Here is a 25970-nt window from a genome sequence, read left to right as displayed (position 1 = left end):
GCCTGGACCGGACGTTGATCATGTATTGAGGAGCGACAGACATGGCAGGGGACGACGACATCTCCGGGTGATACCCGGATGTGATCGACCACCGGCAGCCGCACGCGAGCGCAGCCGTCGTGGTCTCTCAGCCGTTCCCTCCTTCATGTCTGCCAGGGCAGTGGTTTCCTCCTGCCCTCCTCCCGCACGAGGTCGTCTTCATGTCCAACGCTTCCAACGCTTGCGTCGTTTGCTCGAACCTGTCCTTCTCCTGGCCGGATGACACCCCGGTCTTCGAGGATCTGTCCTTCTCCCTGGGTGGGGGACGTACGGGCCTGGTGGCCCCCAACGGCTCCGGCAAGAGCACCCTGCTCAAGGTGATCGCCGGCGAACTGCGCCCCCGTGCGGGTTCCGTGTCGGTGGCCGGCACCCTCGGCTATCTTCCCCAGAGCCTGCCGCTGACCAGTGACCTGACGGTGGCCGAGGTCCTGGGGATCGCCTCGGTGATCCGGGCCATCGACGCCGTCGAGTCGGGCGACGTGGCCGAGGAGCACTTCACGACCATCGGCGACGACTGGGACATCGAGGAACGCACCCGCGCCCAGCTCGACCGCCTGGGCCTCGGCGACCTCGCCCTGGACCGCGGCCTCGGCACGCTCAGCGGCGGACAGATCGTCTCCCTCGGCCTCGCCGGCCAGCTGCTGAAGCGCCCCGCCGTGCTGCTGCTCGACGAGCCCACCAACAACCTCGACCTGGACGCCCGGCACAAGCTCTACGACGTGCTGGAGGACTTCAACGGCTGCCTGCTGCTGGTCAGCCACGATCGGGCGCTGCTCGACCGCATGGAACGCATCGTCGAACTCGAAGGCCGTGAACTGCGCTTCTACGGAGGCAACTTCACCGAGTACGAAGAGGCCGTGCGAGCGGAGCAGGAAGTCGCCGAGAAGAATGTCCGCAACGCCGAGCAGGAGCTGAAGCGCGAGAAGCGGGAGATGCAGCAGGCCCGCGAACGCGCCGAGCGCCGCCAGAGCAACGCGGCCCGCAATCTCAAGAGCGCCGGCCTGCCTCGGATCTTCGCCGGAAACATGAAGCGCGGAGCACAGGAGTCGGCGGGCCGGGCCGGGCAGACGCACGCCAACCGGGTCGGCGAGGCCAAGGCACGCCTCGACGACGCGGGCCGGGCTCTGCGTGACGAACAGCGCCTCACGCTCGACCTGCCGGACACCACCGTGCCTGCCGGCCGCACCGTCTTCCTCGGCGAGCAGCTGCAGGTCCGGCTCGGTGACCGGCCCGTGTTCGAGGGCCCGGGCGTCGACCTCACCATCCGGGGCCCCGAACGCATCGCCCTGACCGGCCCCAACGGGGCGGGCAAGAGCACGCTGCTGCGTCTGATCACCGGCGACCTCCCGCCGGGCAGCGGAGAGATCAAGCGCGCCGACGGGCGGCTCGCCTATCTCTCTCAGCGTCTCGACCTGCTGGACCTGGACCGTACCGTCGCCGAGAACTTCACCGCCTTCGCACCCCACCGGACGGACGCCGAGCGGATGAACCTGCTCGCCCGCTTCCTCTTCCGCGGCGCCCGGGCCCACCTGCCCGTAGGCGTACTGTCCGGTGGTGAGCGGCTGAGGGCCACCCTGGCGTGCGTCCTGTACGCCGAGCCGGCTCCGCACCTGCTGCTCCTCGACGAGCCGACGAACAACCTCGACCTCGTCAGCGCGGGGCAGTTGGAGAGCGCCCTGAACTCCTACCAGGGAGCCTTCGTCATCGTCAGCCACGACGAACGGTTCCTCCACGAGATCGGCGTGAACCGGTGGCTGCGGCTGGCCGACGGCGAGCTGACGGAGACCGGAGCACCGCGACAACAGTGAGTCGCGAGCGGGCGCGCGGCCTCTGTCAGCGCCCCTCTGTCAGCGCCTCCCCCGCCGGCGAGCCGCAGCCGGCGGGCGGCCGAAGGTGTCGAGGTCCTCGACCGCTTGGCGCAGTGCCTTGCGGCATGCCTCGACAGCGGGGTGGCGGCTGCTCCCGACCCGCACCGCCGTGATGATCTTGCGTGCGTTGAGGCCCTGAGGGAGCGGGTGGAGCGTCACGGTCGGGGTGCGGCCGCTCCAGAGCAGGTCGGGGAGGAAGGCGACGGCATGGCCTTGCTCGACGAGGCGCGCGTGGAAGAGGAGGTCGGCGGACTCGAACCGTACGTCGGGCTCGAAGCCGGCCGTGCGGCACAGCGTCAGGGCCCAGTGCCGCGCGGCGCTTCCCTCCGGTTCCAGCACCCAGGGCCGGTCGCGCAGGTCGGCAAGGCGGACCGCCCTCCCCTCGCCGGGCGGGATGGCCAGGCGCAGTGCGTCCTCGTGGAGCTCCTCGAGTTCCAGGCCCGTCGGGCGGGGGCTGGGGCTTCCCGGGTACTCCTCGGTCACGACCAGGTCGAAGTCGTGGGCGAGCAGGGCGGGAAGGGCCTGCTCGGGCTCGGCCTGGGTGAGGTGGACCCGTAATCCCGGGTGGGCGTCGCGCAGCAGGGTCAGCGCGTTCGGCGCCAGGGCGAACGCGGCCGTCTGGTAGCAGGCGATCCGCAGCCTGCCGGTCGGTCCGGCCAGCGAGGCGGCGATGTCCGCCTCGGCCCGCTCCAGCTGTTCGAGAACGGCCTCGGTGTGCCCGACCAGGATCTCGGCCTGCGGCGTCAGCCGCACCCGCCGCCCCACCGGTTCCAGGAGCGGAAGGCCGACCTGCGCCTCCAGCTGCGAGAGTTGCTGGGAGACGGAGGACGGGCTGTACGACAGCGCGGCGGCGACGGCCGAGAGCGTGCCGCGATGCTTGAGCTCGCGCAGCAACCGCAGCTTGTGCAGATCGAATGTCATGCCGTCCCCCGCTCGTCGACCGTTCGGATTCCGTGACGAATATAGGACGCATACATTCACTGGACCGAACGGGCGTGGACGCAGCACAGTAGTGACGTGCCCGATGATCTCTTACCCGGGCGGGGCGCGAGGACACTTCCCCGCACCGCCCCCGCCCGCCCTCCGCCTCCACGAACGTACGGCACTTCACGTGCCTGTTCGCCCGGCCGGGCACACCGAGGTCTCAGCCGGACGTTCCCACACCCGTACGGGGGTTGGGTGTGGGAAACGTCCTCCTTCAGGCGGACTCGGCGGTGACCAGCTGGTCGGCGAGCTTGCACAGGCGGCGCACCGTGCGGTCCTCCATGGCGGCGGGGGCGGCCGGGGAGAGGGCCGTACGGTCGTAGTAGGCGCCGGGGACGAGTTCGGTGGCGGGGTCGCAGAGGCGGACGACGCGCGCGGCGCCTTCCGCGGCGGGGTCGCCCTCGTGCGCGTACAGGGGCAGCAGACCGGTGTCGCACACGCCGGGGTGCACGCTGACCGACGTCCACGGGGCCTTCTCGCGGGCGAAGACGGTCAGTGCCAGCTGGGACTGGGCGTAGGCGGCGAGGCGGGAGTAGCGCTTGGCGCGCTGCGGGTCGTTCCACGAGATGGACGCGGTGCGGTGCATGGAGGACGACACGTTGACGACGCGGGCACCCGGGCGGGCGCTCAGCGGACCGGCCAGCTCGTGGGTGAGCAGGTAGGCCGCCAGAAAGTTGACCTGGAAGGACAGTTCGTTGCCGTCGGCGGTCACCGTACGCCGTTCGGGGGCGGCGACGGCGGCGTTGTTGACCAGGACGTCCAGGACGGGGTGTTCCTCGGCGATCCGGACGGCCATGGCCCGGACCTCGTCGAGCCGGGAGAAGTCGGCGACGACCAGGCGTAGCCGCAGGACGTCCACGCCGGCCGCGGCCAGGCGGGCGACGGCGTCGTCGCCGGATACCTGGTCGGGGGCGTGGACGATGACCGTGTCGCCCCTTCCGGCGAGCAGCCGGGCGGTCTCCCAGCCGATGTCGGAGGTGGCACCGGTGACCAGCACGGTCCTGGAGGCGGGCGAGGCAGCAGAAGACATGGGAATCCACTCCGGGAAGGGCAGAGCGGCAGCGAGGGCCGTATGGCGGAGCTGCCGTGCGAGCGTGAGGCGGCATCAGCGACAGGGACGGCCGGAGCCGGAACGCGCTGTGCCACGGGATACCGGCTGCTGTGTGATGGGTGCAGCCGGGGTGTCAGTGAAGAGTGGGCGCGCTCAGCGCATCGTGCGCGAGCGGCGCACCATGTGCGAACAGTGCGCGGAACCGGGCAGCGCCGTATGAGGCGGCCGGTCGTCGTGGCGCAGATGGCTGTTCACGAGCACCGTTGAAGGAAGCCCCGCGCCCGGGCACAAGCGACACGCCACATTCCTGACGCCGCCCTGACGTGTGCCCCCCTGGCCTCGTCGGCGTTCCTCATCAGCGTCGTCATCACCGCCCTCATCGGCGTTGCGCACCATCACATAGGTCACATATGCCGCCTAGGCTCGCCTCGTGATCAATGCGACGGGGCTTCTGAAGCGGCTGGCCATCGGCCGGGCGATGCGCAGCGAGGAGCTGCACGAGACGCTGCTGCCCAAACGGCTGGCCCTGCCGATCTTCGCCTCCGACCCACTGTCGTCGGTCGCCTACGCCACGCAGGAGATCCTGCTCGTCCTCACCCTCGGCGGCATGGCGTACCTGCACTTCACGCCGTGGATCGCGGCGGCGGTCGTGGCGCTCATGGCCGTGGTGGTGCTCTCCTACCGCCAGGTGGTGCACGCCTATCCGAGCGGCGGCGGATCGTACGAAGTCGTCTCGCACAACCTGGGCGCCTCGGCCGGCCTGGTGGTCGCCGCGTCGCTGCTGGTCGACTACGTGATGACAGTGGCCGTCTCGGTCGCCTCGGGCGTGGACAACATCATCTCGGCGGTGCCCCAGCTGGCCGGATACCGGGTGCTCATGGCCGTGGTGTTCGTGGCTCTGCTGACGGGGGTGAACCTACGGGGCGTACGGGAGTCCGGCCAGGCCTTCGCCGCTCCGACGTACCTGTTCATCACCGGTGTACTGATCATGGTCCTCACCGGTCTGGTCCGCTACGCGTTCGGCCATGCCCCGGTCTCGGAGAGCGCGGGGTTCGGCATCGCCCCCGACCCCCGCGACGCGGGCCTCGCGGGCTTCGCCCTGGTCATGCTGTGCCTGCGCGCGTTCTCCAGCGGCTGTACGGCCCTGACGGGCGTGGAGGCGATCTCCAACGGCGTCCCGGCCTTCCGTAAGCCCAAGTCGAAGAACGCCGCCTCCACGATGAGCATCATGGGCACCGTCGCGGTGGCCATGTTCGTCGGTGTGACGGCCCTGGCGCTGATCACGAAGGTGCACATCACCGACGATTCCTGCCGGCTCACGGGCCTGACGGGCGACTGCGACGCGTACACCCAGCGCACGGTCATCGCCCAGCTCGCCGCGGCGGTCTTCGGGGGCGAGCAGAGCTTCGGCTTCTACTTCGTCCAGGCGGCCACCGCCCTGGTGCTGATCCTGGCCGCCAACACCGCCTTCAACGGCTTCCCGCTGCTCGCCGACATCCTCGCCCAGCACCGCTACCTGCCGCGACAACTGCACAACCGCGGCGACCGGCTGGCCTTCTCGAACGGCATCCTCGCCCTGGCCCTGGCCGCCGGGCTGCTGCTGTGGTTCTACGAGGCGGACGTCACCAGCCTCATCCACCTCTACATCCTCGGTGTCTTCACCTCCTTCACCCTCTCCCAGACCGGCATGGTCCGGCACTGGAACCGCGAACTGCGCACGGAGACGGAGATCGACGCCGAGACCCGCCGGCGGGCGCAGCTCGCACGGGTCATCAACGCGGTCGGCGCCGTCGTCACCGGTCTCGTCCTGGTGATCGTGCTGGCCACCAAGTTCACCCAGGGCGCCTGGCTGGCCGTGGTCGCCGCGGTGGTGCTGTGGCTGACGATGCGCGGCATCCGCCGCCACTACGACACCGTCGCCGCCGAACTGGCCGTCAGCGACCCGCGCGCCGAGCTCGTCGGACCCTCGCGCGTGATCGCCGTCCTCCTGGTCTCCACCATCCACAAGCCCACCCTGCGCGCCCTGGCCTACGCCCGTGCCTTCAGGCCCGACCATCTCGAGGCGCTGACCGTGTCCGTGGACCGGGAGGAGTCGAAGGATCTCGAGCGCCGCTGGGCGGAACTGGACGTCGATGTGCCGCTGAGAGTGCTCGACTCCCCCTACCGGGAAATCACCCGGCCGGTCGTGGAGTACGTACGCTCCCTGCACCGTGACAGCCCCAGGGACGTGGTGGGCGTCTTCATTCCCGAGTACGTGGTGGGGCACTGGTGGGAGCACCTGCTGCACAACCAGTCCGCGCTGTGGCTCAAGAGCCGCCTGTTGTTCACCCCCGGCGTCATGGTCACCAGCGTCCCCTGGCAGCTCACCTCCTCCCGCCGCGCGGACCACCCCGCCCGGCGCGCCCCCGGCGCCATCCGCCGCGGGGAGCCCCTGCCCATCCATCAGCACCGCTCTCACTCCGCCGACAGCACACGACCATGACGGCGCGGGCGGCGTTCGCACCGCGTTAAGAAGCGGGCGGTTGCCTCGCCGAGGCCCGCAGCGATCATTCGGACTCCGCCGCGGCCGCGGGGCCGTCGTCGAGGCATCCCTGGCGACCCACGGAACCCGAAATTCCGCCGCATGTCATGGGAATTGCCGACGTCAAGATCGCATAAGGAACCCTCGCCGACCGGTGACCTGACCCGCCGGTAATGGAAACGTTCCGGCCCGAAGATCGCATGTCCCGCGGCAGGTGACCTCCGTCCCTGCCGCGGGACAACCATGCCCACACTCGAGGGGGAACCCGAATGAAGATCACCCGGCGCACCGCGGGCATCATCGCCGGCCTGACCGCCGCCGCTGTATGCGTCACCGGCGCCACGGCCGCTGCCTCGCCGAGCGCGCCCGACCACGCGAAGACCGTCAAGACCGCGCCCGCCAAGCCGGCCCCGAACGCCGCCGAGGACGGCAAGGCCGTCTTCAAGGGCCTGTTCTTCGGGCAGGGCAAAGTCGGCGCCGAGCTCGCCAAGAGCCCGCTGTTCAGCGAGATGCGCGCGGAGCTCGCCACGTCCGACGCCAAGGACTCCGCGCGCGTCGCGCAGGTCGTCACCGACGCCGTCGACGCCAAGCACCCCGGCTTCTTCGCCTCGTTCGACAAGAAGGTCCGCAGCGGCGACCCGCGCAAGGTCGAGTCGGCCGTCAACGACGCACAGGCCAAGCTCCTGTCGATCGCCAAGAAGGCGGACGCCAAGGACACCGCGCAGCCGGTCCAGAACGGCCAGATGTGCGGGACGTTCGTCGCCGTCGCCGGCGCGGTCGTCCACATCGCCGCCGCCGTGACCGCGGCGGCCGCCGCGGTGACCGTGACCGTCGCGGTCGGCGCCAACTTCGTCAAGGCGAAGAACTGGTTCTGGAGCGTCGCCCCCAAGGGCGACGACACCGCTCTCGGCCACGACGAGGCCGTCGCCACCGTGACGAAGATCCTCAAGACCGCCTGACCACGCTCCCGGCCGTGCACGGCCGGGACCGCACCACTCCGCGCGGGCCGGGCCACGCCGGCCGCCCGGCCCGCGCCCCCACACGCACCCGCACCCGCACCCGCACCCGCACCCGCACCCGCACCGAACACCACGGGGATCGACGACGTGATACGCCACCGATGGACCACAACGGTCCGCCGCTTCCCACGCTTCCTTCGCAGGGTCGCGCAAGGACCCGCGCCCGGCCGCGTCCAGGTGTCCGGCCGCTCGGTACTGGCCCTCGCGGCCGTGTGGGGCGTCGCGGTCCTCTACGTGGCCGAGATCCACGTCCCCAAGAACGTGCTCTCCCTGCCCGGCCAGAAGCAGGCCCGCTCCACGGTCGCCAACGTCGCGCCGCAGGGCTGGGCATTCTTCACCAAGTCCCCCCGGGACGTGGAGGTTCTGCCCTACCGGCGGACCGCGGACGGGACCTGGACCTCCCTGGCCCTCACACCGCACTCCAGCCCGCACAACGCCTTCGGCCTCGACCGCGCCTCCCGATCGCAGGGCATCGAGATCTCCCTCCTGCTCAACCTGGCAGAGAAGAAGGACTGGAAGGAGTGTGAGGAGGACCTCACCGACTGCCTGGCCGACGCCCGGCCCGCCCGGAAGGTCAAGAACCCCTCGCCCGAGCCGACCGTCTGCGGCCGCGTCGCACTCGTCCAGGAGAAGCCCGTCCCGTGGGCCTGGCGCGACCTCGTCCATGAGCGCACCACCCCCGAGCGCTACCTCGCCATGGACGTCACATGCTGAACACACCGACCCGCCGCACCCGTGGCATCCCCCTGCCCTGGGGCAACGCCTACGGCCTCGCCCGCACCCTGCTCGCCCTCGGCACCGCCGGCACCCTCGCCTTCAGCAGCTCGGCGACCCTCTTCCGGCCCGTCGCCACGATGGGCGAATACCCACTGTGCCACGACATGGCGGCGGGCGGCGCCTTCTGCCTCGTACCACGCGGACAGTTCGACCTGCTGCGATGGCTGTGCGTCGCCGTCCTCCTGGTCGTCGCGTCCGGCTGGCGGCCCCGCCTCACGGCCCTGCCGCACGCCTACATCGGCTTCAGCGTCTTCTCCGGCATCGCCATCGGCGACGGCGGCGACCAGATCACCTGGATCCTCTCCCTGCTGCTGGCCCTCGTCGCGCTCGGCGACGGCCGCCGCTGGCACTGGCGGACCCCCGGGCCGCGTACGGACGACGAGCCCGCCTCCCGCGCCACCCGCGCCTGGGCCCTCCTCGGTGTGAGCGCGTGGACCGTCGCCCGCCTTCAGATGGCGATCCTCTACTTCCAGGCGGGCGCGGCCAAGCTGCCGCACACCGAATGGGCCGACGGAAGCGCCATGTACTACTGGGCCAACAACTCCTCCTTCGGCTTCCCCGAGTGGCTGCGCCCCCTCACCGACCACATCGTCTACTCCCCCGCCGGCGTCGCCGCCCTGACCTGGCTCCCCATCGCCCTCGAACTCGCCCTGGCCGCCTCCCCGGTGATGTCACAGCGGGCACGGTGGGTGCTGCTGCCGCTCGGCATCACCTTCCACCTCGGCATCGCCGTGCTGATGGGCCTATGGAGCTTCGCTTTCGCCATGTGGGCCGGTCTCTTCCTCCTGCTGTCGCCCATCGGCCACAGCTTTCCCCTTCTCTCACCCGACCGTTCACGAAAGAAGAGCGTCGGCATGCAGATTGTCGGTGGCCACGAGGCATACGATCCGCGGAATCATCCAGCGGTATCGGGAGGAAAGGCTGTCCGAGAATTCAGCGGATGACGACCCACTTATGAGGGTGGGCTTGCAGGCCAGTCACAGCCTGAGCAATCCGCGCCAGGCCCACCCCGCGTCAAGGGCCGCTTGCCGCAGGGCATTCCTCATGTCCCGCGTATCCAAGTGATAGGTCTCGACTCGCTGCCGGCGGCCGTCGGGGCCTCGCTCGTACGCCCATTGCCGCTGAGCGGTGAACCCCATCCCGCGACTGTAGCCACGCGACGCGGACATATTGCCTCTGGTGGTAGTCCACTGCTCCTGGAGAGTCCGCACCTCGCGCTCCGAGGGATCCAGGTGCATCCGGATCCTGAGTCTCAGCTTCATCCGCTCATCGAAGTAAGTGGTGTCGACCATCCACTCCCCCACCAGATCGGCCTTCTCCGCAGGGTTGGCCTTGCGTACTCTGTACGGCACATCCGGGGTGTCGACCGCGAGCAGCGCTTCACGGACCTCCGCGGCGGAAAGCGGTACGACATCGCTGTCCGGGTACATGGTTCCGAGCATTCTACCCAAAAGGCCCATAGCCGAATCCCCCATTCTCGCGCCTGCGCCACCATTTGCTCAGCACCGAGCGGACGCTGCGCAAATCCTGGCATGCACCTTACAGCGGGCGCTCAAAGAGAATGACCAACGGACGCTTTGGACGGCGCGGCCCGGCAGCGGATACCGGCGGCGGGCAGTCGACTCCCGAAAACTCCGCTCACCGAGCCTTCAGATCCAGCAGCAGAGCCATCATGGCGACCAGGGTCGCGCTGCTGACGATCTCCCGTCGGGCGATCATGCCGGGGACGTCGGCCAGTGGGATCCACTCCAGCCGGTCCGACTCGTTGCGTTCCGTAGGCTCACCGACGCGCCGGACCCCGTCCGCGCGGAACACGAAGTGCTGGGAGTCGGTGATCCCGGCCGCCGGCTGCGCGTAGATCAGCTCCTGCATGGCCTCCGGGCGCCACCCGGTCTCCTCCTCCAGTTCCCGGGCGGCGGCGTCCAGCGGGCTCTCGCCGTCCTCGACCAGCCCCATCGGCAGCTCCCACGCCCAGGTGTCCGTGACGAAGCGGTGGCGCCACATCATCAGGACACGCCGCCGGTCGTCGACGGCCGCGGCGATGGCGAGGTCCCGCAGCCGGACGACGTGGTAATCGGTGCGGGCGCCGTCCGGTTGCTCCACGTCCAGCGAGCGCAGCCGCACCCACGGGGTGTCGTGCAGGGCACGCTCGCCGTGCACCGTCCAGCGCATGCTCTCGTACGTGCCCGTTTCCTCGTTCGACGGCGCATGTGAGTCCTGCATGTCAGCCCCTTTTCGGCGTTGTGTTGATCTCCTTGGTAGACGGCAGCGGGACCGGGCCAGTTCGTCCCGGCCCAGCCATTTATGCAGGTGTTCCCGTCAGGGTGTGCGCGATGTGGTCGCTGAGGTGGGGCAGCCAGTCGGGCCGGGCGTTGCCGAGGAGGTGGTCGCCGTGCGGGACGGACAGGTAGGTGCCGTGTGGTGCCGAACGGGCAAGGGGCTCGCCGTTCGTCACGCCGGGAATGACGTCCTGACCTCCGTCCACGACCTGCAACGGGGCCGTGATGCGGGGCGCCAGGGTGGCGAGGTCCACGTGGCGGGCGAACCCGCGGGCGGCGTCGGTCCCTCCGGTGCGTCGGGCCAGGATGTCCCTCACCGGCGCCGGCAGCTCCTCCCAGTCGAGGCGGAAGGGACCGCTGACGGTGGCGGCCGCCGCCACGCGCGGTTCCAGTGCCGCGGTACGGGCCGCGAAGTAGCCGCCCAGGCTGAGGCCGACCAGTCCGATGCGGGTGACGCCGAGGGCGTCGATGACCCGGCCCACGACCTGCTCGTAGTCCGGCCTGAGGGTCGTGGTGGCCGCGAGCACGCCCTGCCCGGGGCCGTCCATGGCGAACACCGCCAGCCCCCTGGCCAGCAGCGCGGACACCAGATCGAGGAACTCCTCCTTGGCCGAGTCCAGGCCGGGGACGACGACCACGGTGCCGGGCGCGTCGGCCGGGCCTCGCAGCAAACCGGTGAATCCCTCGCCGCTCACGCGCCGGGCACCTGGCTCCAGTACCGTAAGCGCCCGGCTCAAGGCGTGGTCCGCCTCGGCGGCGGCACGATGTGCCTCCGCGTACGGCGCGAGCGTGGCGAGGTGGAACCATCGGGCCGCCATCAGCAGGTACTCACCGGCCGAGAGGGACGATCCCGCGTCCTCGGCGCGCTCGAGGTAGCCGTGTCCGGTCTGCCGGAACGACGGCCCCCAGTCGGCGACGGAGGCGAGGCCATCGGTGACGCGACGATATTCGTGGGGGTCGACGCCCGCACCGGTGGCACGCGTCCACTGAGCGGCGGCGAACTCGGCGGCGCTCATCGTGCTCCTCCTGTCAGCAGCACGGCCTTGCCACGGATCCGGCGCTCTCGCAGGTCGACCAGAGTGCCGGCGGTCTCCGACCAGTCGGCGATCCGGCCGATCTCCGGGTGCAACCGTCCCCGTTCCACAAGGCTCACCAGAGCTTCCAGGTCAGCGCCGTACGGGGCGCCGGCGTAGTGGAAGTGCTGGATCGTGACGCGCTCCGGTCCACCCAGCAGGTCGAAGAAGTCGAGGGTGACGGGGGTGCGGCTCGCCTGGCCGAACCAGACGAGGAGGCCGTCCGGGCGCATCTTGGAGAGGGCGAGCGGCAGACCCGGCCCGCCCGTGGACTCCAGTACGACGTCGAACGGCCCCTGGGCCGCCGCGACATCGTGCACCACCGTGGCGCCCAGCTCGGCGAGCCGCTCGCCGCGCACCGGTGTGGCCGTGACCGCGGTCAGGTCGGCGCCGGCCCCCACGGCCAGCTCGGTGACGTAGTGGCCGACCCCGCCCGAGGCGCCGGTCAGCAGCACCCGTCGCCCGGCCAGGGAACCGGCCGTGCGCAGCAGGCGCAGGGCGGTGATCCCGGCCAGGGGCAGGGCCGCCGCCCGGACACTGTCGATGCCGTCCGGAAGCACCGCGAGAGAGTGCGTGGGCACGGCGGCGTACTCGGCCCAGCCGCTGTGTGCCGGATGCCCTACGACGCGGGTGCCGATGCCGGGGCCCGAGCCGTCCGCGGCGGCCTGTACGACGAGCCCCGCGATGTCCTTGCCGGGCAGCAGCCCCGGGCGGGGGGCTTCGAGGAGGAACGTCTCGCCTCGGTTCGGCGCGAACGCCTCGACCTTGATCAGTGCCTCATCGCGCTCCGGGACGGGCTGAGGGGCTTCGGCGAAAGCGACCGGACGTGCCGCGTCGCCCGTGGGAATCAGTCTTTGCATGCCCCGAATGCAACCCCCGCGGCCCCCCGGCGATCCAACAACGAACACGCAGGACCGACAACCTTTGGTTGTCACCTATGGTGAGAGCCATGGATCTCGACGTGGTACATGTACGTGCCTTCGTACGCGCCGCCGAGGAACGGCACTTCGGGCGGGCGGCCGGGACGCTCGCCATCTCCCAGCAGGCGCTGTCCAAGAGGGTCGCGCGGCTGGAATCGCTGCTCGGCGTCACGCTGTTCCAGCGCGGCGGCAACGGCGTACACCTCACCGAGGCCGGACAGCGTTTCCTCCCGCCGGCCCGCCGGACCCTGGCAGCCGCCGACGCCGCGGTCGCGGCGGCCGTCGGCACGCACCGCCCGCTGCGTGTCGACGTCTGGGGACACCTCTACGCGCCGATGCGGACACTGGCCCAGGTCGCGGAACGGGCCGGGGACCTGGCCCTGGGGCACGGGCGCGATCTGCCGTCGGTGACGAACGCACTGCTGCACGGCGACATCGACGCCGCCTTCGGCCGGGTCCACCCCCCGCTGCACACAGGGCTGACCCACCGCCTCGTCCGCCTCGAACCCGTCGACGCCGTACTGAGCGCGGCCCATCCCCTCGCAGCCGAACCGGCGCTACGACCCGATCAACTGCGCGGCAGCCTGCTGTGGGCCCCCGGAAATCTGGACCGGCTCGACTTCCTCCACCAGTTCGCCGACCGATTCGACATCCGCGACAGGGCCGCGAGCGTCAACCTGGGGCTCGCCCACTTCCTCGAAGAAGTGGCACGAGACCCACAACGCTTCTCCCTGCTCCCCGCCGACGTCCCCCTGCCGGAGATCCCCGGCCTGCGCGCCGTCCCCCTGGTCGACCCGACCCCGCTGTACGCCTGGTCCCTGCTGTGGCGCACCGGAGACGAACACCCCGGACTCGACGGCCTCACCGCCGCCTGCGCCACGGAAGCGGGACGAAGCCGCTGGCTGGAGTACGACCCGGCCCACGACTGGCTGCCCGAACCACCCGGTTGATCACCCTGCAGTGACTCCAGGGCGGAGCCCTCGGTCACAATGCCCCCCATGACTGATGACCAGGCCCATGTTTCCGCCCGTCCGCTGCTGCGTCGCCCCCAGGACGGTGAGCTCCTGGACGTCGCCGGTGTCGCGCACTTCTTCCGGCTCACCGGCGAGCACACGGGCGGGCACTTCGCCTTCGAGGAGTTCAGCCTCGCCCCCGGCACCATCGGCGCCAGGCCGCACGTGCACGATGGACACGACGAGTACTTCTACGTCCTGGAGGGCGAGTTGACGCTCCACACCGGGGACGGCGAGCTGACGGCCGGCCCCGGGCATCTGCTCGCCGCGACCCGCGGCACCCCGCACGGCTTCCGCAACGCGGGCCCGGTCCCCGCACGCGCCCTGTGCCTCTACACCCCTGCCGGCTACGAGAACTACTTCCGCGACGTCCACGCCGCCGTGAACGCCGGGGCCGAGGTGACCGACGAGCTGCTGGCCGAATTCCGGAGCCGGTACCGGACCAGCTCCCACCAGGTCTCCTCGGACGGGAACTAGCTCTGCCGGAAGACCGGAAGCCTTGCCGCCACTCGCCCACCGAGCCGGTGACGGGCTGCGGTTCGCCGTCACCTGCGGTCGCGGAGGAAGGCGGGGATCTCGCCGCGGGTCGGGTGGTTCGGCAGGGGCGCCGCCTTGTCCTGCAGGAACGCGGTGATGGTGGCGGCGGCTCGGCTGTTGTTGTCGTCGAGGCCGTTCCACATGTGGTGTCCGACGCCGGGCATGTACTGCGTGCGCTGGATGGCGGGATCGTCGGCGAGGATGGCCGTCGCCCATTGGCGGACCTGGGAGGAGCACTCTGCGATCATCAGCATCGCGGGCGTCCGGGACTGCCGCAGTTGCGGGGCGATGGAGGGAGAGTCCTTGGTCGTCTGCTGAACGCGGAGGCTGGCGGCGGGGCTGAAGGAGAAGTTCCGTGCCGTGTCCTCGACGGGGATGCGGTGCGCGTCGCGCGCGCAGTAGGCGGAGGCGGTGTCGCTGCCGAGATCGGCGGCGGTGAACGCGTTGTCGCCTTCAGCCTGTCCGATCAGCCCGCTGTCGGGGGTGAGGAGCCCGAGCCGCATGAAGCCGAATGCGACGGCGTACCGGGGGGTGTGCGTCGACCGCGGTCCGGTCATGGCCGGCGCGAGGCCGCGCGCGGAGTCTCGGCCCTTGTGCCCGGTGATGTGCGCGGTGGGTCCGTCCATCGGACCGGGCTCGGCGACGATCGCCCGGTGCAGGCGTGCGGCGACGTCCGGGTCGGCCAGGGCTCGCGTGAGCACGACCGCGCCTGCGGAGAATCCGAGGATGTCGACCCTGCCCTTGCCCAGGCGGTCGGCGAAGGCGGCGAGATCGCGGACCGACCTGGAAATCGTGTACTGGCCCATGGGAAGCAGGTCGCTTCGCCCACCGCCGGCCTGCTCGTAGGCGTAGACGTCGTAGCCCTGTCGCGCCAGGAGCTGAAGGAACCGGTGGTCGAGAACCGAGATGCCGCGAACCGGCCCGCCGTTGAGGTACACCAAGGGAACAGGGTGTCGGGTGCCGGCGTTCGCGGGCGGGTAGTGATACACCGCGACCCGGCTGCCCGTAGCCAAGCTCCAGTGCTGCGTGGCCACGAAAGGCAGGTCGGGCGGGTACCGCCGTGCCGTGGGAGCGGTCGGGATGCACACCGACGCCGCCAACGCCGCCGCGACGACCACCGGCACGAACGGCACGAGCCGCGCCGGCCAGGTGCGGCGCCGACCCCACCACAGCGCGGCGGCAGCCCCGATTCCAAGGGTGGTCAACAACGCGGGAAGCCCCGATCCCGCTCCGTCCGTGAGGACGATGAGCGCCAGAAAGAGGACGACCAGCACCGCGATGGCAGCCAGGGCCAGCAGCAGACGACCGGCCGAACGGACAGGACGTATCAACGTTGGCACGAGGGCCTCCAGTCGTTTCAGAACACTGTTTCAAAACGACGTTATCAGAGCGGGTAAGCTGTTCGCCGTGGGTAGGCCCAGAACGAACGACGAGACCGTCAAAGAGCGCCTTGTGGCGTGCGCGACCGAGATGCTCGCCACCCGCCCGCGGGAGTCGCTCACAGTCCGCGCCCTCGCCACCGCCGCCGGGACGTCGACGACGGCGGTGTACTCCCTGTTCGGCGGCAAGGACGGTCTGATCGGCGAGGTACGCAACAGAGCCGTCGCCGGTCTGTTCCAGGACGTGTCGGCAGTCCCGATCTCCGAGGACCCTCTCGCAGACCTCTACGCACTGGCCGCCGCATACCGTCGATGGGGACGCGACCACAGCCACCTCTACACGGTGCTGTTCGGCGGCGTGCAAGCCTTCGATCCGTCCGGCGCAGTCGGCACCAGCGACCCCATCCAGCCACTCCTCGCGGCGATCGATCGCGCCCTGACGGAATCCGTCCTCGCCGGCGAAGCGACCCTCATCGCCCTCTCGCTCTGGGTGACCCTGCACGGGCTTGTGACCCTCGAACTGGCCGGAGCCCTCGACGCCGGCACAGCCGAGGCCACCTTTGGCCCGACGATCCACGCGACGCTACGCGGCTGGACAACCCCCGACGTCTTCCGCACCCTCCGGCACACCGATCCCGCCCCGTAACAGCGGCGCGAGGGAACGTTCGTGCGACACCATGGCCGCATGGTGTCTGCCGCGCGCCTGCCGCGCCCCTTGTTACCCGTGATTGCTGTGGTGTCCGTTGTTTTGATCGCCTGCGGGACCGAATCCGCCGGAAGTGGGGCCGTCCACTCCGGAGTTGACCGGTCCGAACTGGAGGCACGTGCGCGTGCCGCCCAGGTGTCGATCAAGAACGTCTACGTCACCAAGGTGCCCGGCTACGAGGTCGCCAAGCAGTCTGTGGGCGTCCTCGGCTCCGACGGGTTCTCGGCGACGTATGTGAAACAGGAAACGGGGGTGCAGATACGCCTCGCTGTGGATCAGGGTTCCATGGACGCGGCAAGCTGCCCGAAGACCCCGCTCAGGGGCGGCAACGGTGACATGGGCGGCGTCGTCGAGTGCGTGAGAGATGGCAACAGGTGGTACCGCACGAGCGGCAAGCAACACGAGTACGCGAGCGAGGTGGACGGGCGCCTGGTGCAGGTCAACGCCGACACCGGGACCGTCGATCGCGCGACCCTGCGCAAGGCGGCCGAAGCCGCGCACACCGCGAGCGACGCGGAACTCGACGCCGTACTGCCTCCCAAGCAGAGCAGCGGTGGGCAGCCTGTCGAGCGGGGCGATCTGCCGCCAGTCGGCGACGGAGCACCGAACAACAAGGCGGGCTCCACCGGTTGAGCGCTGAGGCGGATCCCGGCCCCGAGGGGATGTACCTCAGGTGTTCTGTAGCGCTCGTTGTCGGCAAACCCGCCTTGGAGCCCGATCTCCAGTCGACTCTCGCTCTCGCTCTCGGTATTCAGCCGACCGTTGAGACCTGCGTGTTGTTGATCGGGACTCCTGCCTCCTCGGCGAAGGAGTGCTGGGAGCATGATCATTGCCAGAAGAGTTCTTCGATGATGATCTGCGGGTCTGCGGCACGGCGGATGAAGACGAAACGGGCCCATCCTCGGCCGCTGTCGAAGGCGAGAACGTGAGGGCCGCGGAAGCGAGTTGACCGGGCGGGTTCGACCGGGACGTGTTCGCCTGGCCGGTAGGGGTCCTTGGCGGTGAGGAGATCGATGAGAGCGTCCCGGAACCTGTTCCTCACGCCGTCGGGCAGTGAATCACGGTACGCGCGGGCGGCTTCGACGTAGTCGATCTGCCAGGGCGGCCCCATGAACCCCTCGCTCACTGACCGGGCTCCGCGTGTCCTGCTTCCCGCCGCAGATGTGCGGCCCGTTCGAGGAGAGCGTGGGCTTCGGCAGTGTCGTCGGCTTCGGCGGCCTGGTCCTCGAGGTCGGTCACCTGGGCGTCCAGCTCAGGGTTGCGGGCGAGGGCGTACTCGGTCCACCAGCGGGCCATGAACCCGGGTACGGGAGTGAGATCGTAGGTGTCGGCGATGTCCCGCCTCCAGTGCCGGTCAAAGTCGGCGAGAAGCTGGGGGGCGTGGGCGGCGATCGCTTCCCGAAGCGCCTTCGGGTTGCGTTCGGGCATGGGCGGAACTCCGGCGGGGCGCTGGGTGGCGGAGTGGCTGTTCACGCGGCTTGCCCCTTGTCCTGTTCGGCCGTGGCGGCGTCGTTGAGAATCTGGCGGACGCGGGAGTCGGAGAAGCCGGCGGCGCCCGCGATCTCGGCCTTGCGGCCGTGGATGGGCTTGGCCTCGAACGCGCGGACGATGGCGGCATGGAAGTCGGCCTCGGCCTTCTTCCATGCATGGCGCGCAGAGGTCACGGCGTCGAGGGTGAGGTCCTCACCCTTCTTCTTGATCATGACCCTTCATCGTATCAGGGTCCGCACTTTTCTGCGTTTTATTCTTCGGAATCGCCAGCCCGAGACGGTACGAACAGTGGGTCAGGCAGAGGCTCGACCTTCGACCATCGCGCGACCGCGCAGCGCCCGCACTCCGCCGTCGACTCGGGCCATGTAGGGCTGGGTGCTGCCGGTCCGCCACTACGCGGGCGAAAGGCAGGCCGCGACAAAGCGGCAAGCCCCGCGGGGCACACCGGCTGGATCACAGATCGCTTCGCTAGAACGGGCGGGCGTACGGGTGGCCCTTCACCCGGGTTGTAGATGGTCAGCGCGGTCCGTCGCCCGGACCTTCCTCGGGGTTGTCGTCGAGTGTGGAGCGACGGCGGACCTGGTCCTCCTGGGCGAGGCGTCGCAGCAGTTCGAGCATGGGGCCGGAGAGGGCGAGGACGATGACCGCCTGTTCGGCGAGGGCCGGCGAGTCGTCGAAGGCGGCCGCGCGTTCGAGGTCCAGGCGGGCGATGGAGTGGGCCAGTTCGGCGTAGGCGACGAGTCTTTCCGGCCGGTAGTCCGCGTCGAGGCGTCTGAGCTCTCTCAGCGCCATCGCCAGACCCCGGATGTGGGGAGAGGTGTCGGGGATCTTCCAGTCCATGGCCGCGATGAGGCGCGTCACGTCCGCTTCCGCGGCCGCTTCGGCGTCCGCGTCCCGTTCGGCGTCTCCGGCCGAGGCCGCGGTGACGGGTACGGGCAGGGCGTAGCTGATCGCCCGGAGGGTTCCGTCCGTGGTCTCGGCCTGGTCGACCGCTGCCAGTACGTCGCGGGTGGCGGCGATGGACAGCCCGCCCAGGGTGGTCAGGGCCTTGATCAGCCGGAGGCGCTGGACGTGCTCCTCCCCGTACTCGGCCAGCCTCGCGGCCGTCGCCCTGCCGGCGGGAAGCAGGCCTTCGCGGCGGAAGTACTTGATGCTGGCGACCGGCACACCGGTCCTGCGGCTGAGCTCCGAGATCTTCATGCGGCGTCCTCGCTGGTGGTGCGACCGGGCATCCGTCGGCGACGACTGGACACCTTAAGAAGATACTGCCACTATCCAGTACTGGATACCTTAAATATCTAGCTACTCTATGTAACCATCCGGAGCAGTCATGCCTTCCCCTCAGCCCTCCTCCGCGCTCCGCAGCCCGCGGCTGTGGATCGGGTCGGGCCTCATCCTCGCCGTGGTCTCCACCTTGTTCGCCCTGCTCTATGTGGGTGGCAACGTGAATCCCAAGGGCAACCTGCGCGACCTGCCCGTCGCCCTGGTCAACAACGACAGCGGCGCCCAAGCGGGCGGCAAGCCCGTCAACCTCGGCGACCAGGTCGTCTCTGGCATCAAGAAGAACGCCGCCAACAACCACAGCTTCGACTGGCAGATCCTCAGCCAGAAGGAGGCCGACAAGCGGCTGGGCCAGGGCAAGGTCTTCGGCGCGCTCGTCGTGCCGAAGGACTTCACCGCCGCGGTGATGGGGCTGACCAGCCCGCAGCAGAAGCAGCAGAAGCAGCCCGTACGGCCGACCCTGACCGTGCTGACCAACCAGTCGGCCGGCAGCATCGGTTCCTCCATGGCCAGCCAGGCGAACCAGAAGGCCGCCCACGCCGCCTCCGCCCAGCTCGGCAAGGAGCTCCTCAGCCGTGCGAACAGCCAGGGGGCCAAGCTCACTCCGGCCTCCCAGCTGATGCTCGCCGATCCCGCGACCGTGGTCATCGCCGACGGCCACCCGCTCGGCTCGCACAGCGCCATGGGCCTGAGCGCCTTCTACTACGCGCTGGTCCTCGTCGTCTGCGGCATGCTCGGCGCCAACGCGATCAACTCGCAGGTCGACACCGCGCTCGGCTACCTGCACGCCGACTTCGGGCCCATCCGTCAGCGCATGCCCCTCCAGCACACGAGCCGGGTCCGCACGCTGGGCATCGGCACCGTCCTGATGCTCGCCCTCTCCGTGGTCATGGGTTCCCTCGTGGAGTTCGCCACCGTCGGCGTCCTCGGCATGGACGCCTCCCACCTCGGTCTGCTGTGGCTCTACTCCGTGGGCGCGATCGCGGTCGTCGGCGTGAGCGCCCTGGCGCTGCTCGCCGCCTTCGGCGTCCCCGGCATGCTGCTTTCGGCCATCATCTTCGTCGCCATGGCCGTGCCCTCCTCCGGGGCGACCGTCCCGCTGCAGGCGCTGCCCGGCTTCTTCCACGGGCTCTCGGAGTTCGAACCGCTCCGGCAGATCACCGATGGCATGCGTTCCATCCTCTACTACGACGCCCAGGCCGACGCCGGCCTCACCCGCGCCTGGGTCTCCATGGGCATCGCCCTGGCCGTCTCCGTCGTCTTCGGCTTCGGCGTCACCCGCTTCTACGACCGCAAGGGCATGCACCGCATCCCCCCTGCCGACGAGACCGCTGAGGCCGTCGAGACCGCCGAGGCCGCCGAGTCGGCTCCGGCGTCTGCCACAGCCTGAGGGGCGTAGACGCAACAGGGCGGCGAGGCCCCTGCCGCACAGGACCTCGCCGCCCACCCAACGCTCCGGAAACGCCGTTCAGGATGCCGCAACCGGCATCCTGAACGGCGTTTTGGCGTTTTGGCGAAGGGGAACGCCACGGCGTACGAACGGGCGCCGGCGGGGCAGTCCGACGACGTACCGCCCGCGGCCTCCCCACCATCACCCTTCGTGGCACAAAAGAACGCTCAAGTTGCTCGGCTCGTCGCAGGTGCCGACGCTGAGATCGCTGTTGGGTCCGGTGGAGGCATCGAGCCCCTCGCCTCGCGCGTCGTACACCCGGTACGCGACGCCCATGACCTGAAGATCAAGAAGGATCATTTCCCGCACCTCTCCCCGGCCCGCAGCGTGCCCACAGCACGGCCGACCCGGCCCGCACGGCCAGGAGGCCGCGCACTCACCGATCGCTTACCTCAGCAATAGCACCCAGGTCAGGGAGCGGGCAGGCGTGTTCGGGCGGCGCGTGCGTCGTTGGACCGCCTGCCGGGTCCCGTTCGTGCGCCGCGCGGAAAAGACCCGGTCCCGGGCGAGCCCGAACGGTCCCGAAGGCCTGCCCGCTGCCATCGTGGGCTCAGCGGCTGAGGGATTCCAGGTGTCGGTAGAGCACCTGATGGCCCTCGGCGGTGGGGTGAAGGCCGTCGACGAACAGTTCGGGGCTGTCGCGCAGCGGCTCCCACATGTCGAGGAAGTCGACGTGGTTCTCCGCGCACCAGGCCTGTATGGACTCGCGCAGGGCCAGCGCCCGGGCCCGGGTGAAGCACAAGCCCTCGTAGTCGCCGGTGCGCGCCTCGTCCAGCCACGTCGGGCCCGCGACGACGAGCCGCGCGTTGTGGCTCTGGGCCGTGGCGGCCAGCGAGCCGAGGTCGTCCGCGAGGCGGGCCAGCCCGTCGTGGCCGGCCGGCTGGGTGGCGAGCGGCACGGCGGAGTCGTTGATGCCGGCGGCGACGAGGATGGTGTCGGGCCGGCGAGCGGCCAGGAGCGGGGGCGTCTGCTCACTGACGTCGGTCAGGGTGCTGCCGGGGATGGCCAGGTTGAAGACCCGGTGCGCGGCCTCGTTCCGGGCGATGTGAGCGGCCGCCAGGTGCGCTGCCCATCCGCCGTGCGGATCGCAGCGTCCGTAGGCGATGCTGTCGCCCACGATGACGATGCGCTCCGCCGAGCGCAGCGGCTTCGCGTCCACGTACGCCCAGGCGCTCTCACCGGAGGTGAGGAGCACCCGCCGGCGGGTGTAGTCGTCGACCTCGTACGCGTCGGCCGCGGCGAGGTCCTCGTCGGTGAGGCACAGGACGGCACCGTCGACGACGGCTCCGATCCTGCGCTCCAGGGTCAGGTGCACATCAAGGCCGCTGGCGTCGATCACGGACTGGTCGGTGATCGGCAGGGGCCTGGTCGTGTAGCCGACCAGCGACGCCGTGGAACTGGGCACGGACTGACCGAAGAGCGCGGTCTGGACGTGCTCCTCCCTCAGCGTGCCGAAGGAGAACAGGAAGTGGGGGCGGGACTCGGTCACCGTGAACGCCGTGGCCTTTCTTCAAACAATGATCACGCCACCCTAACGACCGAGCCGGACCGCAGAGCAAGCCAGGCAGGCAGGCACACCGCACGACGCTCACCTGCGACGACGCCCCGCCCGACGTCCCGCCGGCGGTCCGGCAGCCGTACTCTGCCAGGGGTCAGGCCAGGTCGAGCAGCTGCTCGTAGAAGCCGCCGAACCGGCGCTGTTCGTCGACGAGGTGCAGCTCGAGGATCCAGTGGCAGACCCGGCCCCCGCGGTCGGTGCGGCGCAGCGGGCCGTCGTTCTCGGGCGTGATGTAGGACTGGGTCTTCGCGCCCTCGTTGGTCTCGTGCGGGAATTCGCCCACGAGGTGCCCGGTGTGCCAGATGCCGATGCTCCAGCCGGCCTCGGCGGCCAGGCGCTCGACCTCGGCGTACAGCTGCTTGCCCGTGATTCCGGGATCGGCCTCGAACGCGGCGCGCCCGGCGTCGAAGATGCGGGGGAGGTCGCGGACGAGCCGGTGCTTGTCCGGGTCGTCACCGAAGACGTACGTGCGGCCGAAGTCCGCCTCGTACTCCTCGAAGATCGGACCGAAGTCGACGAAGACGATGTCGTTCTCGTCGATGACGCGGTCCGGCGGGTTCTCCTGGTACGGGGCGAGGGTGTTGGGACCGGAACGGACGATGCGCTTGTGCCAGTGCTTGGTCGTGCCGAACATCTCGTTCGCCAGGTCCCGGATGCGGTCGCTCGCCTCCCGCTCCCCCACGCCGGGCGCCACCAGCCCGCGCGCCTCCACCTCGGCGAACAGCGCGATCGCCTTCTCCTGTGCGGCCTCCAGGCCCGCGACGCGCCGGGCCTCGTCGTGTTTGGGCGGTTTCACTGCCATGTTCGAATTCCCCCACTTCACCTGGAACGGTGGTCTGCTCCTCACGGCGGCAGCAGACCGGGCTGCACACACGCGGGATCCTCCATGGCCGGAAAACCCTTTCATCGGCCACGCGTTCGCAAGCTTAGCCATCCAGCGAGGCGCGTATCTGCGTGTCGATCACCACATCGTTCCCTGGGGGCACAAGGGAATACGGGACGGTGACGGTCGCCGTCGTTCAGCCCTCGAGCGTGCCGCGCAACGCTGTCGCGAAGTCCGCCGCGTGCGTCAGAAAGCCCACGTGTCCGCCCGGGAACTCCACGATCCCGGTGCCGACGCTCTCCGCCAGGACGCCCGCCGTACGGTGCAGCAGCGTCTGCGGCCCCTCGCCGCCGACCACCAGCGTGAACGGCGCGGCGCGCAGTGCGGCGACGTCCGGCCTGAACCGGACGAACGAGCGGAGCTCGTACCGCAGGCAGGTGTCCATGTTGACCCGCAGGCGCGCCAGCATCTGCCGCACCGGCTCGGGCAGGCCCTCCGCCGGTTCCGGCGGCGCGTCCACGCCGATCGCGTCGCCGAGCTTCCGGAAGGCGGCGTCGAGCCCCTCGCGCTCGTACAGGTCGTAGATCTCCTGGAAGAACGCGTGCCAGCGGTCCGCGTCGGGCAGGAGATCGATGAGGAACGGCTCGTGCGCCACCAGAGCCCGCACCTGGTCGGGGTGACGGGCCAGCAGGTCCATGCCGATCATCCCGCCGTAGCTGGTGCCGAAGACGTACGCCGGTTCGCCGCCGGCGACCGCGCTCAGCAGCAGGTGGGCGTCCTGGCCGTGCCCCTCGATCCGTTGTTCCTCGGGCGGGCCCGTGAGGCGGCTGCGGGAGTTGCCGCGCAGGTCGAACGTGATGACGGTGTAGGTCTCCGACAGCAGTGCGGCCAGCGGCCCGAAGAGGGCCGCGTCGCCGTCGCCACCGTTGACGAGCAGAAGAGGCCGCCCCGATCCGCGTACCTCGTAGTAGATCTCGGCCCCGGGCACGGTCAACGTACGTGTCTCCATAAGACCATCAGGGTGCACGGGAGACGGGACGCCCGGCAATGGCCGGCAATGGCCCACGGGTGGCACTCAGCGGATCCGCCGTCGCCGGAGGCCGCGGACCGTCTGCCTGCCTGCTTGGCTGGCTGGCTGGCTCCCCATGCTCCCTGCAGGTGGTATTCCGCGCCGTTCGGTCACGCGCCGCGCCGGAGGGGTATGCACCGACCGGGCCCGGGCCGACGACCGCCGGTCCGGGCCCGGTGGCGGAGAGGAGGGAGTGCTGACCGGCAACGGTGCGGAAGAGGGAGAAGAGGGAGCGGACGCGACATCCGAGGGCGCCGGCGCGCGACCGGGCGGACGGCGTGCGGGGCGCGAGCGCCGGGTACGACCGACGTCGTCCTGGTTCGCCGTCGGCTTCGGTATCGGCCTGGGGCTGACGCTCGCCTTCGTGGCGCTGCAGACGGTGCTGCACATCAGGGACCTGCTCACCCTCCTGTTGCTGGCCCTGTTCGTGGCGATCAGCCTGGAGCCGGTGGTGGGGTGGCTCGCGCGGCGGCGCATCGGCCGGGGCTGGGCGGTGGTCGTCGTGATCGCGGGCCTGCTGGTGGCGCTCGCGGGCTTCCTCGCGCTGGTCATCCCCCCGGTATCCAAGGAGGTCTCCGCGCTCGCCGACGCCGTGCCGAAGTGGCTGCAGCAGCTCCACGACCGCCACTCGCTGCTCGGCCGGCTCGAGAATCGCTACCACCTCGTCGCCAAGCTGCGCGAGCAGCTCGGGGCGGGCGGCGGCTCGGCCGTGCTCGGGGGGCTGCTGGGCGCGGGTCACATCGTGCTCAGCGCGGTCACCGGGACCGGCCTCGTCATCATCCTGACCATCTACTTCATGGCCGGCATGGAGCACCTGAAACGATTCGCCTACCGGTTCGTACCGCTGAGCCGGCGCGCCAAGGTGATCGACGTGACCGAGGAGATCCTGTGGCGCGTGGGTCGCTACATGCTGGGCAACGCGGTCACATCCGCCATCGCGGGTCTCGCCACGTTCCTGTGGTGCGTGGCCCTGGACGTGCCCTACGCCGCCGCGCTCGGCGTCTTCGTCGCGCTGATGGACATGGTGCCGGTGGTCGGCTCCACCATCGGCGGCCTGGTGGTCAGCCTGGTCGCGCTCTCGGTGTCCTTCCCGGTCGCGCTGGCCACGGCCGGCTTCTACGTCGGCTTCCGCCTGGCCGAGGACTATCTGATCATGCCGAAGGCGATGAGCTACGCCGTGAGCGTGCACCCCATCGTCACGGTCGTCGCCGTGGTGATCGGCGGTGCGCTGCTCGGGGTGGTCGGCGCGCTCATCGCCATTCCGGTCGCGGCCGGCATCGGAATCGTTCTGGACGAGGCCGTCTTCCCCCGGATCGACGCGCTGTGACGCTCCGCTCGCGATCCGGCGTTGACGTGCCGCGCCCCGGACGTTGATCGGTCAGCTTCCGCCGATGACGAAGTCGAACGTCGCCTGCTTCGCTGGGCCGGCCTGACGGACGTTCATCAGGAGGGCCGGATTGAAGATCGGGTCGGTGTTGTTGCGGGGCTCACCAGGGAAGTAGAGCTGGGTGGTGAGGATGGGGCCCCCGGGCGCCTGGACCTTGACGTGGATGTGGCGGGTGCGGCTCGGATAGAGCCCGGGGACGATGGTGGTCAGCATGAAGGCTCCGCGCGCGTCGGTGTACTGGTGTCCTCTCAGCCGGAATCCCGTGTTGTCGTACGCACCGGCCGTGTCCGCCTGCCAGAAGTCCAGCAGAGCGTGCGCGACCGGGCGGCAGGTCAGGCCGAAGACGTAGCCGCTGATCGTGAGCCGGGTGCCGCGCGTACCGGGTTCCAGCAGGGAGGCGCGTTCGGGAGAGTCCGGCTTGAAGTACGGGCCTTCGGTCTGCGGCGGCGTCGGATCGTCCCCGTCGTCGCAGTACGGCGTCGGGGTGAGGGGCGGGTCCGACGGCCGGTGGTCGCGGGCGAGAGCCACTCCGCTGCCGAGCAGCGCGGGCATGGGCACCGCGATGAGTGCCGCCTTCAGCAGCGTCTTGCGACTGACCGACCGCCGTCCGAAGGGTTCCGGGGCGTCGGCGCCGGCTCCGGCGCCGGGGTGCTCGTCCGTCATGGTCCGCCTCCTGGGGGTGAGTGGCTCGCTGACGAACCTAGGGAGAACGAACGTGCGGATCGATGGACTCCGTTCGGTGAAC

At 70.1% G+C, this 25970-nt stretch carries 27 protein-coding genes; 11 read left to right on the top strand and 16 right to left on the bottom strand.

What is annotated here, in order from left to right; genetic code table 11:
- Window positions 1-200 precede the first annotated feature (200 nt).
- Window positions 201-1847: a ribosomal protection-like ABC-F family protein gene (gene abc-f, locus J1792_RS17205; RefSeq protein WP_207247624.1), complete on the top strand. Its 1647-nt coding sequence runs from the start codon at window positions 201-203 to the stop codon at window positions 1845-1847.
- Window positions 1848-1886: 39 nt separating this feature from the next.
- On the opposite strand, the gene J1792_RS17200 is transcribed toward abc-f, so the two are convergent.
- Window positions 1887-2828 carry a LysR family transcriptional regulator gene (locus J1792_RS17200; protein WP_086567742.1) on the bottom strand — a complete coding sequence of 314 codons (942 nt, stop codon included), beginning with the start codon at window positions 2826-2828 and terminating at the stop codon, window positions 1887-1889.
- A 277-nt stretch (window positions 2829-3105) separates the two neighbouring features.
- The gene (locus tag J1792_RS17195; RefSeq protein WP_207247623.1) at window positions 3106-3921 is read right to left on the bottom strand and encodes an SDR family NAD(P)-dependent oxidoreductase; all 816 of its coding nucleotides are present in this window, start codon (window positions 3919-3921) and stop codon (window positions 3106-3108) included.
- Window positions 3922-4420: 499 nt separating this feature from the next.
- Between J1792_RS17195 and J1792_RS17190 the strand changes: the two genes are divergently transcribed.
- The 4 genes from J1792_RS17190 (at window position 4421) to J1792_RS17175 (ending at window position 9203) form a co-directional block, all read left to right on the top strand.
- A complete protein-coding gene (locus J1792_RS17190) occupies window positions 4421-6424 on the top strand; it encodes an APC family permease (protein WP_086567818.1) in 2004 nt (667 codons plus the stop codon).
- A 308-nt stretch (window positions 6425-6732) separates the two neighbouring features.
- Complete coding sequence (locus J1792_RS17185; protein ID WP_086567745.1) at window positions 6733-7422, top strand: sporulation delaying protein family toxin; 690 nt, start codon at window positions 6733-6735, stop codon at window positions 7420-7422.
- Window positions 7423-7569: 147 nt separating this feature from the next.
- On the top strand, window positions 7570-8196 hold the full coding sequence (locus tag J1792_RS17180; RefSeq protein WP_242705155.1) for an SdpA family antimicrobial peptide system protein: 627 nt from the start codon (window positions 7570-7572) through the stop codon (window positions 8194-8196).
- Window positions 8190-9203 (top strand): sporulation-delaying protein SdpB family protein, encoded by a 1014-nt coding sequence (locus J1792_RS17175; RefSeq protein ID WP_086567746.1) that lies wholly within the window; start codon window positions 8190-8192, stop codon window positions 9201-9203. The genes J1792_RS17180 and J1792_RS17175 overlap by 7 nt, the downstream gene beginning before the upstream one ends.
- 33 nt (window positions 9204-9236) lie before the next feature.
- On the opposite strand, the gene J1792_RS17170 is transcribed toward J1792_RS17175, so the two are convergent.
- The 4 genes from J1792_RS17170 to J1792_RS17155 all read right to left on the bottom strand — a co-directional run bounded on the left by J1792_RS17170 (window position 9237) and on the right by J1792_RS17155 (window position 12471).
- On the bottom strand, window positions 9237-9689 hold the full coding sequence (locus tag J1792_RS17170) for a hypothetical protein (protein ID WP_242645948.1): 453 nt from the start codon (window positions 9687-9689) through the stop codon (window positions 9237-9239).
- 208 nt (window positions 9690-9897) lie between these two features.
- Window positions 9898-10431 (bottom strand): NUDIX hydrolase, encoded by a 534-nt coding sequence (locus J1792_RS17165; protein ID WP_086567822.1) that lies wholly within the window; start codon window positions 10429-10431, stop codon window positions 9898-9900.
- Window positions 10432-10561: 130 nt separating this feature from the next.
- Window positions 10562-11554 carry an alpha/beta hydrolase family protein gene (locus tag J1792_RS17160; RefSeq protein WP_086567750.1) on the bottom strand — a complete coding sequence of 331 codons (993 nt, stop codon included), beginning with the start codon at window positions 11552-11554 and terminating at the stop codon, window positions 10562-10564.
- Window positions 11551-12471, bottom strand: coding sequence for a zinc-binding dehydrogenase (locus J1792_RS17155; RefSeq protein WP_086567752.1), 921 nt, complete (start codon window positions 12469-12471; stop codon window positions 11551-11553). Before J1792_RS17155 ends, J1792_RS17160 begins: the two co-directional genes overlap by 4 nt.
- Window positions 12472-12560: 89 nt before the next feature.
- Here J1792_RS17155 and J1792_RS17150 point away from each other — a divergent pair, with 89 nt between their 5' ends.
- Both J1792_RS17150 and J1792_RS17145 read left to right on the top strand, forming a co-directional pair.
- Window positions 12561-13481 carry a LysR family transcriptional regulator gene (locus tag J1792_RS17150; RefSeq protein WP_207247622.1) on the top strand — a complete coding sequence of 307 codons (921 nt, stop codon included), beginning with the start codon at window positions 12561-12563 and terminating at the stop codon, window positions 13479-13481.
- A gap of 48 nt (window positions 13482-13529) precedes the next feature.
- Entirely contained in the window at window positions 13530-14021 is a 492-nt protein-coding gene (locus J1792_RS17145; RefSeq protein WP_179198805.1) for a cupin domain-containing protein, read from the top strand.
- Between the two features lie 68 nt (window positions 14022-14089).
- Here the strand turns inward: J1792_RS17145 and J1792_RS17140 are convergent, their stop codons facing one another.
- Entirely contained in the window at window positions 14090-15421 is a 1332-nt protein-coding gene (locus J1792_RS17140) for an alpha/beta fold hydrolase (protein WP_207247621.1), read from the bottom strand.
- Between the two features lie 67 nt (window positions 15422-15488).
- On the opposite strand from J1792_RS17140, the gene J1792_RS17135 reads away from it, so the two are divergent.
- Both J1792_RS17135 and J1792_RS17130 read left to right on the top strand, forming a co-directional pair.
- On the top strand, window positions 15489-16106 hold the full coding sequence (locus tag J1792_RS17135) for a TetR/AcrR family transcriptional regulator (protein WP_086567759.1): 618 nt from the start codon (window positions 15489-15491) through the stop codon (window positions 16104-16106).
- Between the two features lie 39 nt (window positions 16107-16145).
- Window positions 16146-16799 carry a hypothetical protein gene (locus J1792_RS17130; RefSeq protein ID WP_207247620.1) on the top strand — a complete coding sequence of 218 codons (654 nt, stop codon included), beginning with the start codon at window positions 16146-16148 and terminating at the stop codon, window positions 16797-16799.
- Window positions 16800-16992: 193 nt separating this feature from the next.
- Here J1792_RS17130 and J1792_RS17125 read toward each other — a convergent pair whose 3' ends face one another.
- From J1792_RS17125 to J1792_RS17110, 4 genes are all read right to left on the bottom strand, one after another.
- Window positions 16993-17292 (bottom strand): hypothetical protein, encoded by a 300-nt coding sequence (locus tag J1792_RS17125; protein ID WP_207247619.1) that lies wholly within the window; start codon window positions 17290-17292, stop codon window positions 16993-16995.
- Entirely contained in the window at window positions 17289-17639 is a 351-nt protein-coding gene (locus J1792_RS17120; RefSeq protein WP_372446114.1) for a DUF6247 family protein, read from the bottom strand. Before J1792_RS17120 ends, J1792_RS17125 begins: the two co-directional genes overlap by 4 nt.
- Window positions 17636-17869: a hypothetical protein gene (locus J1792_RS17115; RefSeq protein WP_086567765.1), complete on the bottom strand. Its 234-nt coding sequence runs from the start codon at window positions 17867-17869 to the stop codon at window positions 17636-17638. Before J1792_RS17115 ends, J1792_RS17120 begins: the two co-directional genes overlap by 4 nt.
- Before the next feature lie 304 nt (window positions 17870-18173).
- Window positions 18174-18857, bottom strand: coding sequence for a MerR family transcriptional regulator (locus J1792_RS17110; protein ID WP_086567767.1), 684 nt, complete (start codon window positions 18855-18857; stop codon window positions 18174-18176).
- Window positions 18858-18987: 130 nt separating this feature from the next.
- On the opposite strand from J1792_RS17110, the gene J1792_RS17105 reads away from it, so the two are divergent.
- Window positions 18988-20328, top strand: a complete 1341-nt coding sequence (locus tag J1792_RS17105; RefSeq protein ID WP_086567768.1) for a YhgE/Pip family protein — start codon at window positions 18988-18990, stop codon at window positions 20326-20328.
- Window positions 20329-20529: 201 nt separating this feature from the next.
- Here the strand turns inward: J1792_RS17105 and J1792_RS17100 are convergent, their stop codons facing one another.
- From J1792_RS17100 to J1792_RS17085, 4 genes are all read right to left on the bottom strand, one after another.
- On the bottom strand, window positions 20530-20688 hold the full coding sequence (locus J1792_RS17100; protein ID WP_107430997.1) for a SapB/AmfS family lanthipeptide: 159 nt from the start codon (window positions 20686-20688) through the stop codon (window positions 20530-20532).
- A gap of 250 nt (window positions 20689-20938) precedes the next feature.
- Window positions 20939-21877 carry a GDSL-type esterase/lipase family protein gene (locus J1792_RS17095; protein WP_086567770.1) on the bottom strand — a complete coding sequence of 313 codons (939 nt, stop codon included), beginning with the start codon at window positions 21875-21877 and terminating at the stop codon, window positions 20939-20941.
- A 163-nt stretch (window positions 21878-22040) separates the two neighbouring features.
- A complete protein-coding gene (locus J1792_RS17090; protein WP_086567772.1) occupies window positions 22041-22748 on the bottom strand; it encodes a M24 family metallopeptidase in 708 nt (235 codons plus the stop codon).
- Between the two features lie 217 nt (window positions 22749-22965).
- Window positions 22966-23757: an alpha/beta fold hydrolase gene (locus tag J1792_RS17085; RefSeq protein WP_242705499.1), complete on the bottom strand. Its 792-nt coding sequence runs from the start codon at window positions 23755-23757 to the stop codon at window positions 22966-22968.
- A gap of 274 nt (window positions 23758-24031) precedes the next feature.
- Between J1792_RS17085 and J1792_RS17080 the strand changes: the two genes are divergently transcribed.
- Complete coding sequence (locus tag J1792_RS17080) at window positions 24032-25165, top strand: AI-2E family transporter (protein ID WP_242705154.1); 1134 nt, start codon at window positions 24032-24034, stop codon at window positions 25163-25165.
- Between the two features lie 51 nt (window positions 25166-25216).
- Here the strand turns inward: J1792_RS17080 and J1792_RS17075 are convergent, their stop codons facing one another.
- Window positions 25217-25888 carry a dioxygenase family protein gene (locus J1792_RS17075; protein WP_086567777.1) on the bottom strand — a complete coding sequence of 224 codons (672 nt, stop codon included), beginning with the start codon at window positions 25886-25888 and terminating at the stop codon, window positions 25217-25219.
- Between the last annotated feature and the right edge of the window lie 82 nt (window positions 25889-25970).

The organism is Streptomyces triculaminicus, assembly GCF_017349075.1.
Lineage (GTDB): Bacteria > Actinomycetota > Actinomycetes > Streptomycetales > Streptomycetaceae > Streptomyces > Streptomyces triculaminicus.
The sequence above is the reverse complement of the archived record's forward strand: the minus strand, read 5'-3'. Positions and strand labels throughout refer to the sequence as shown.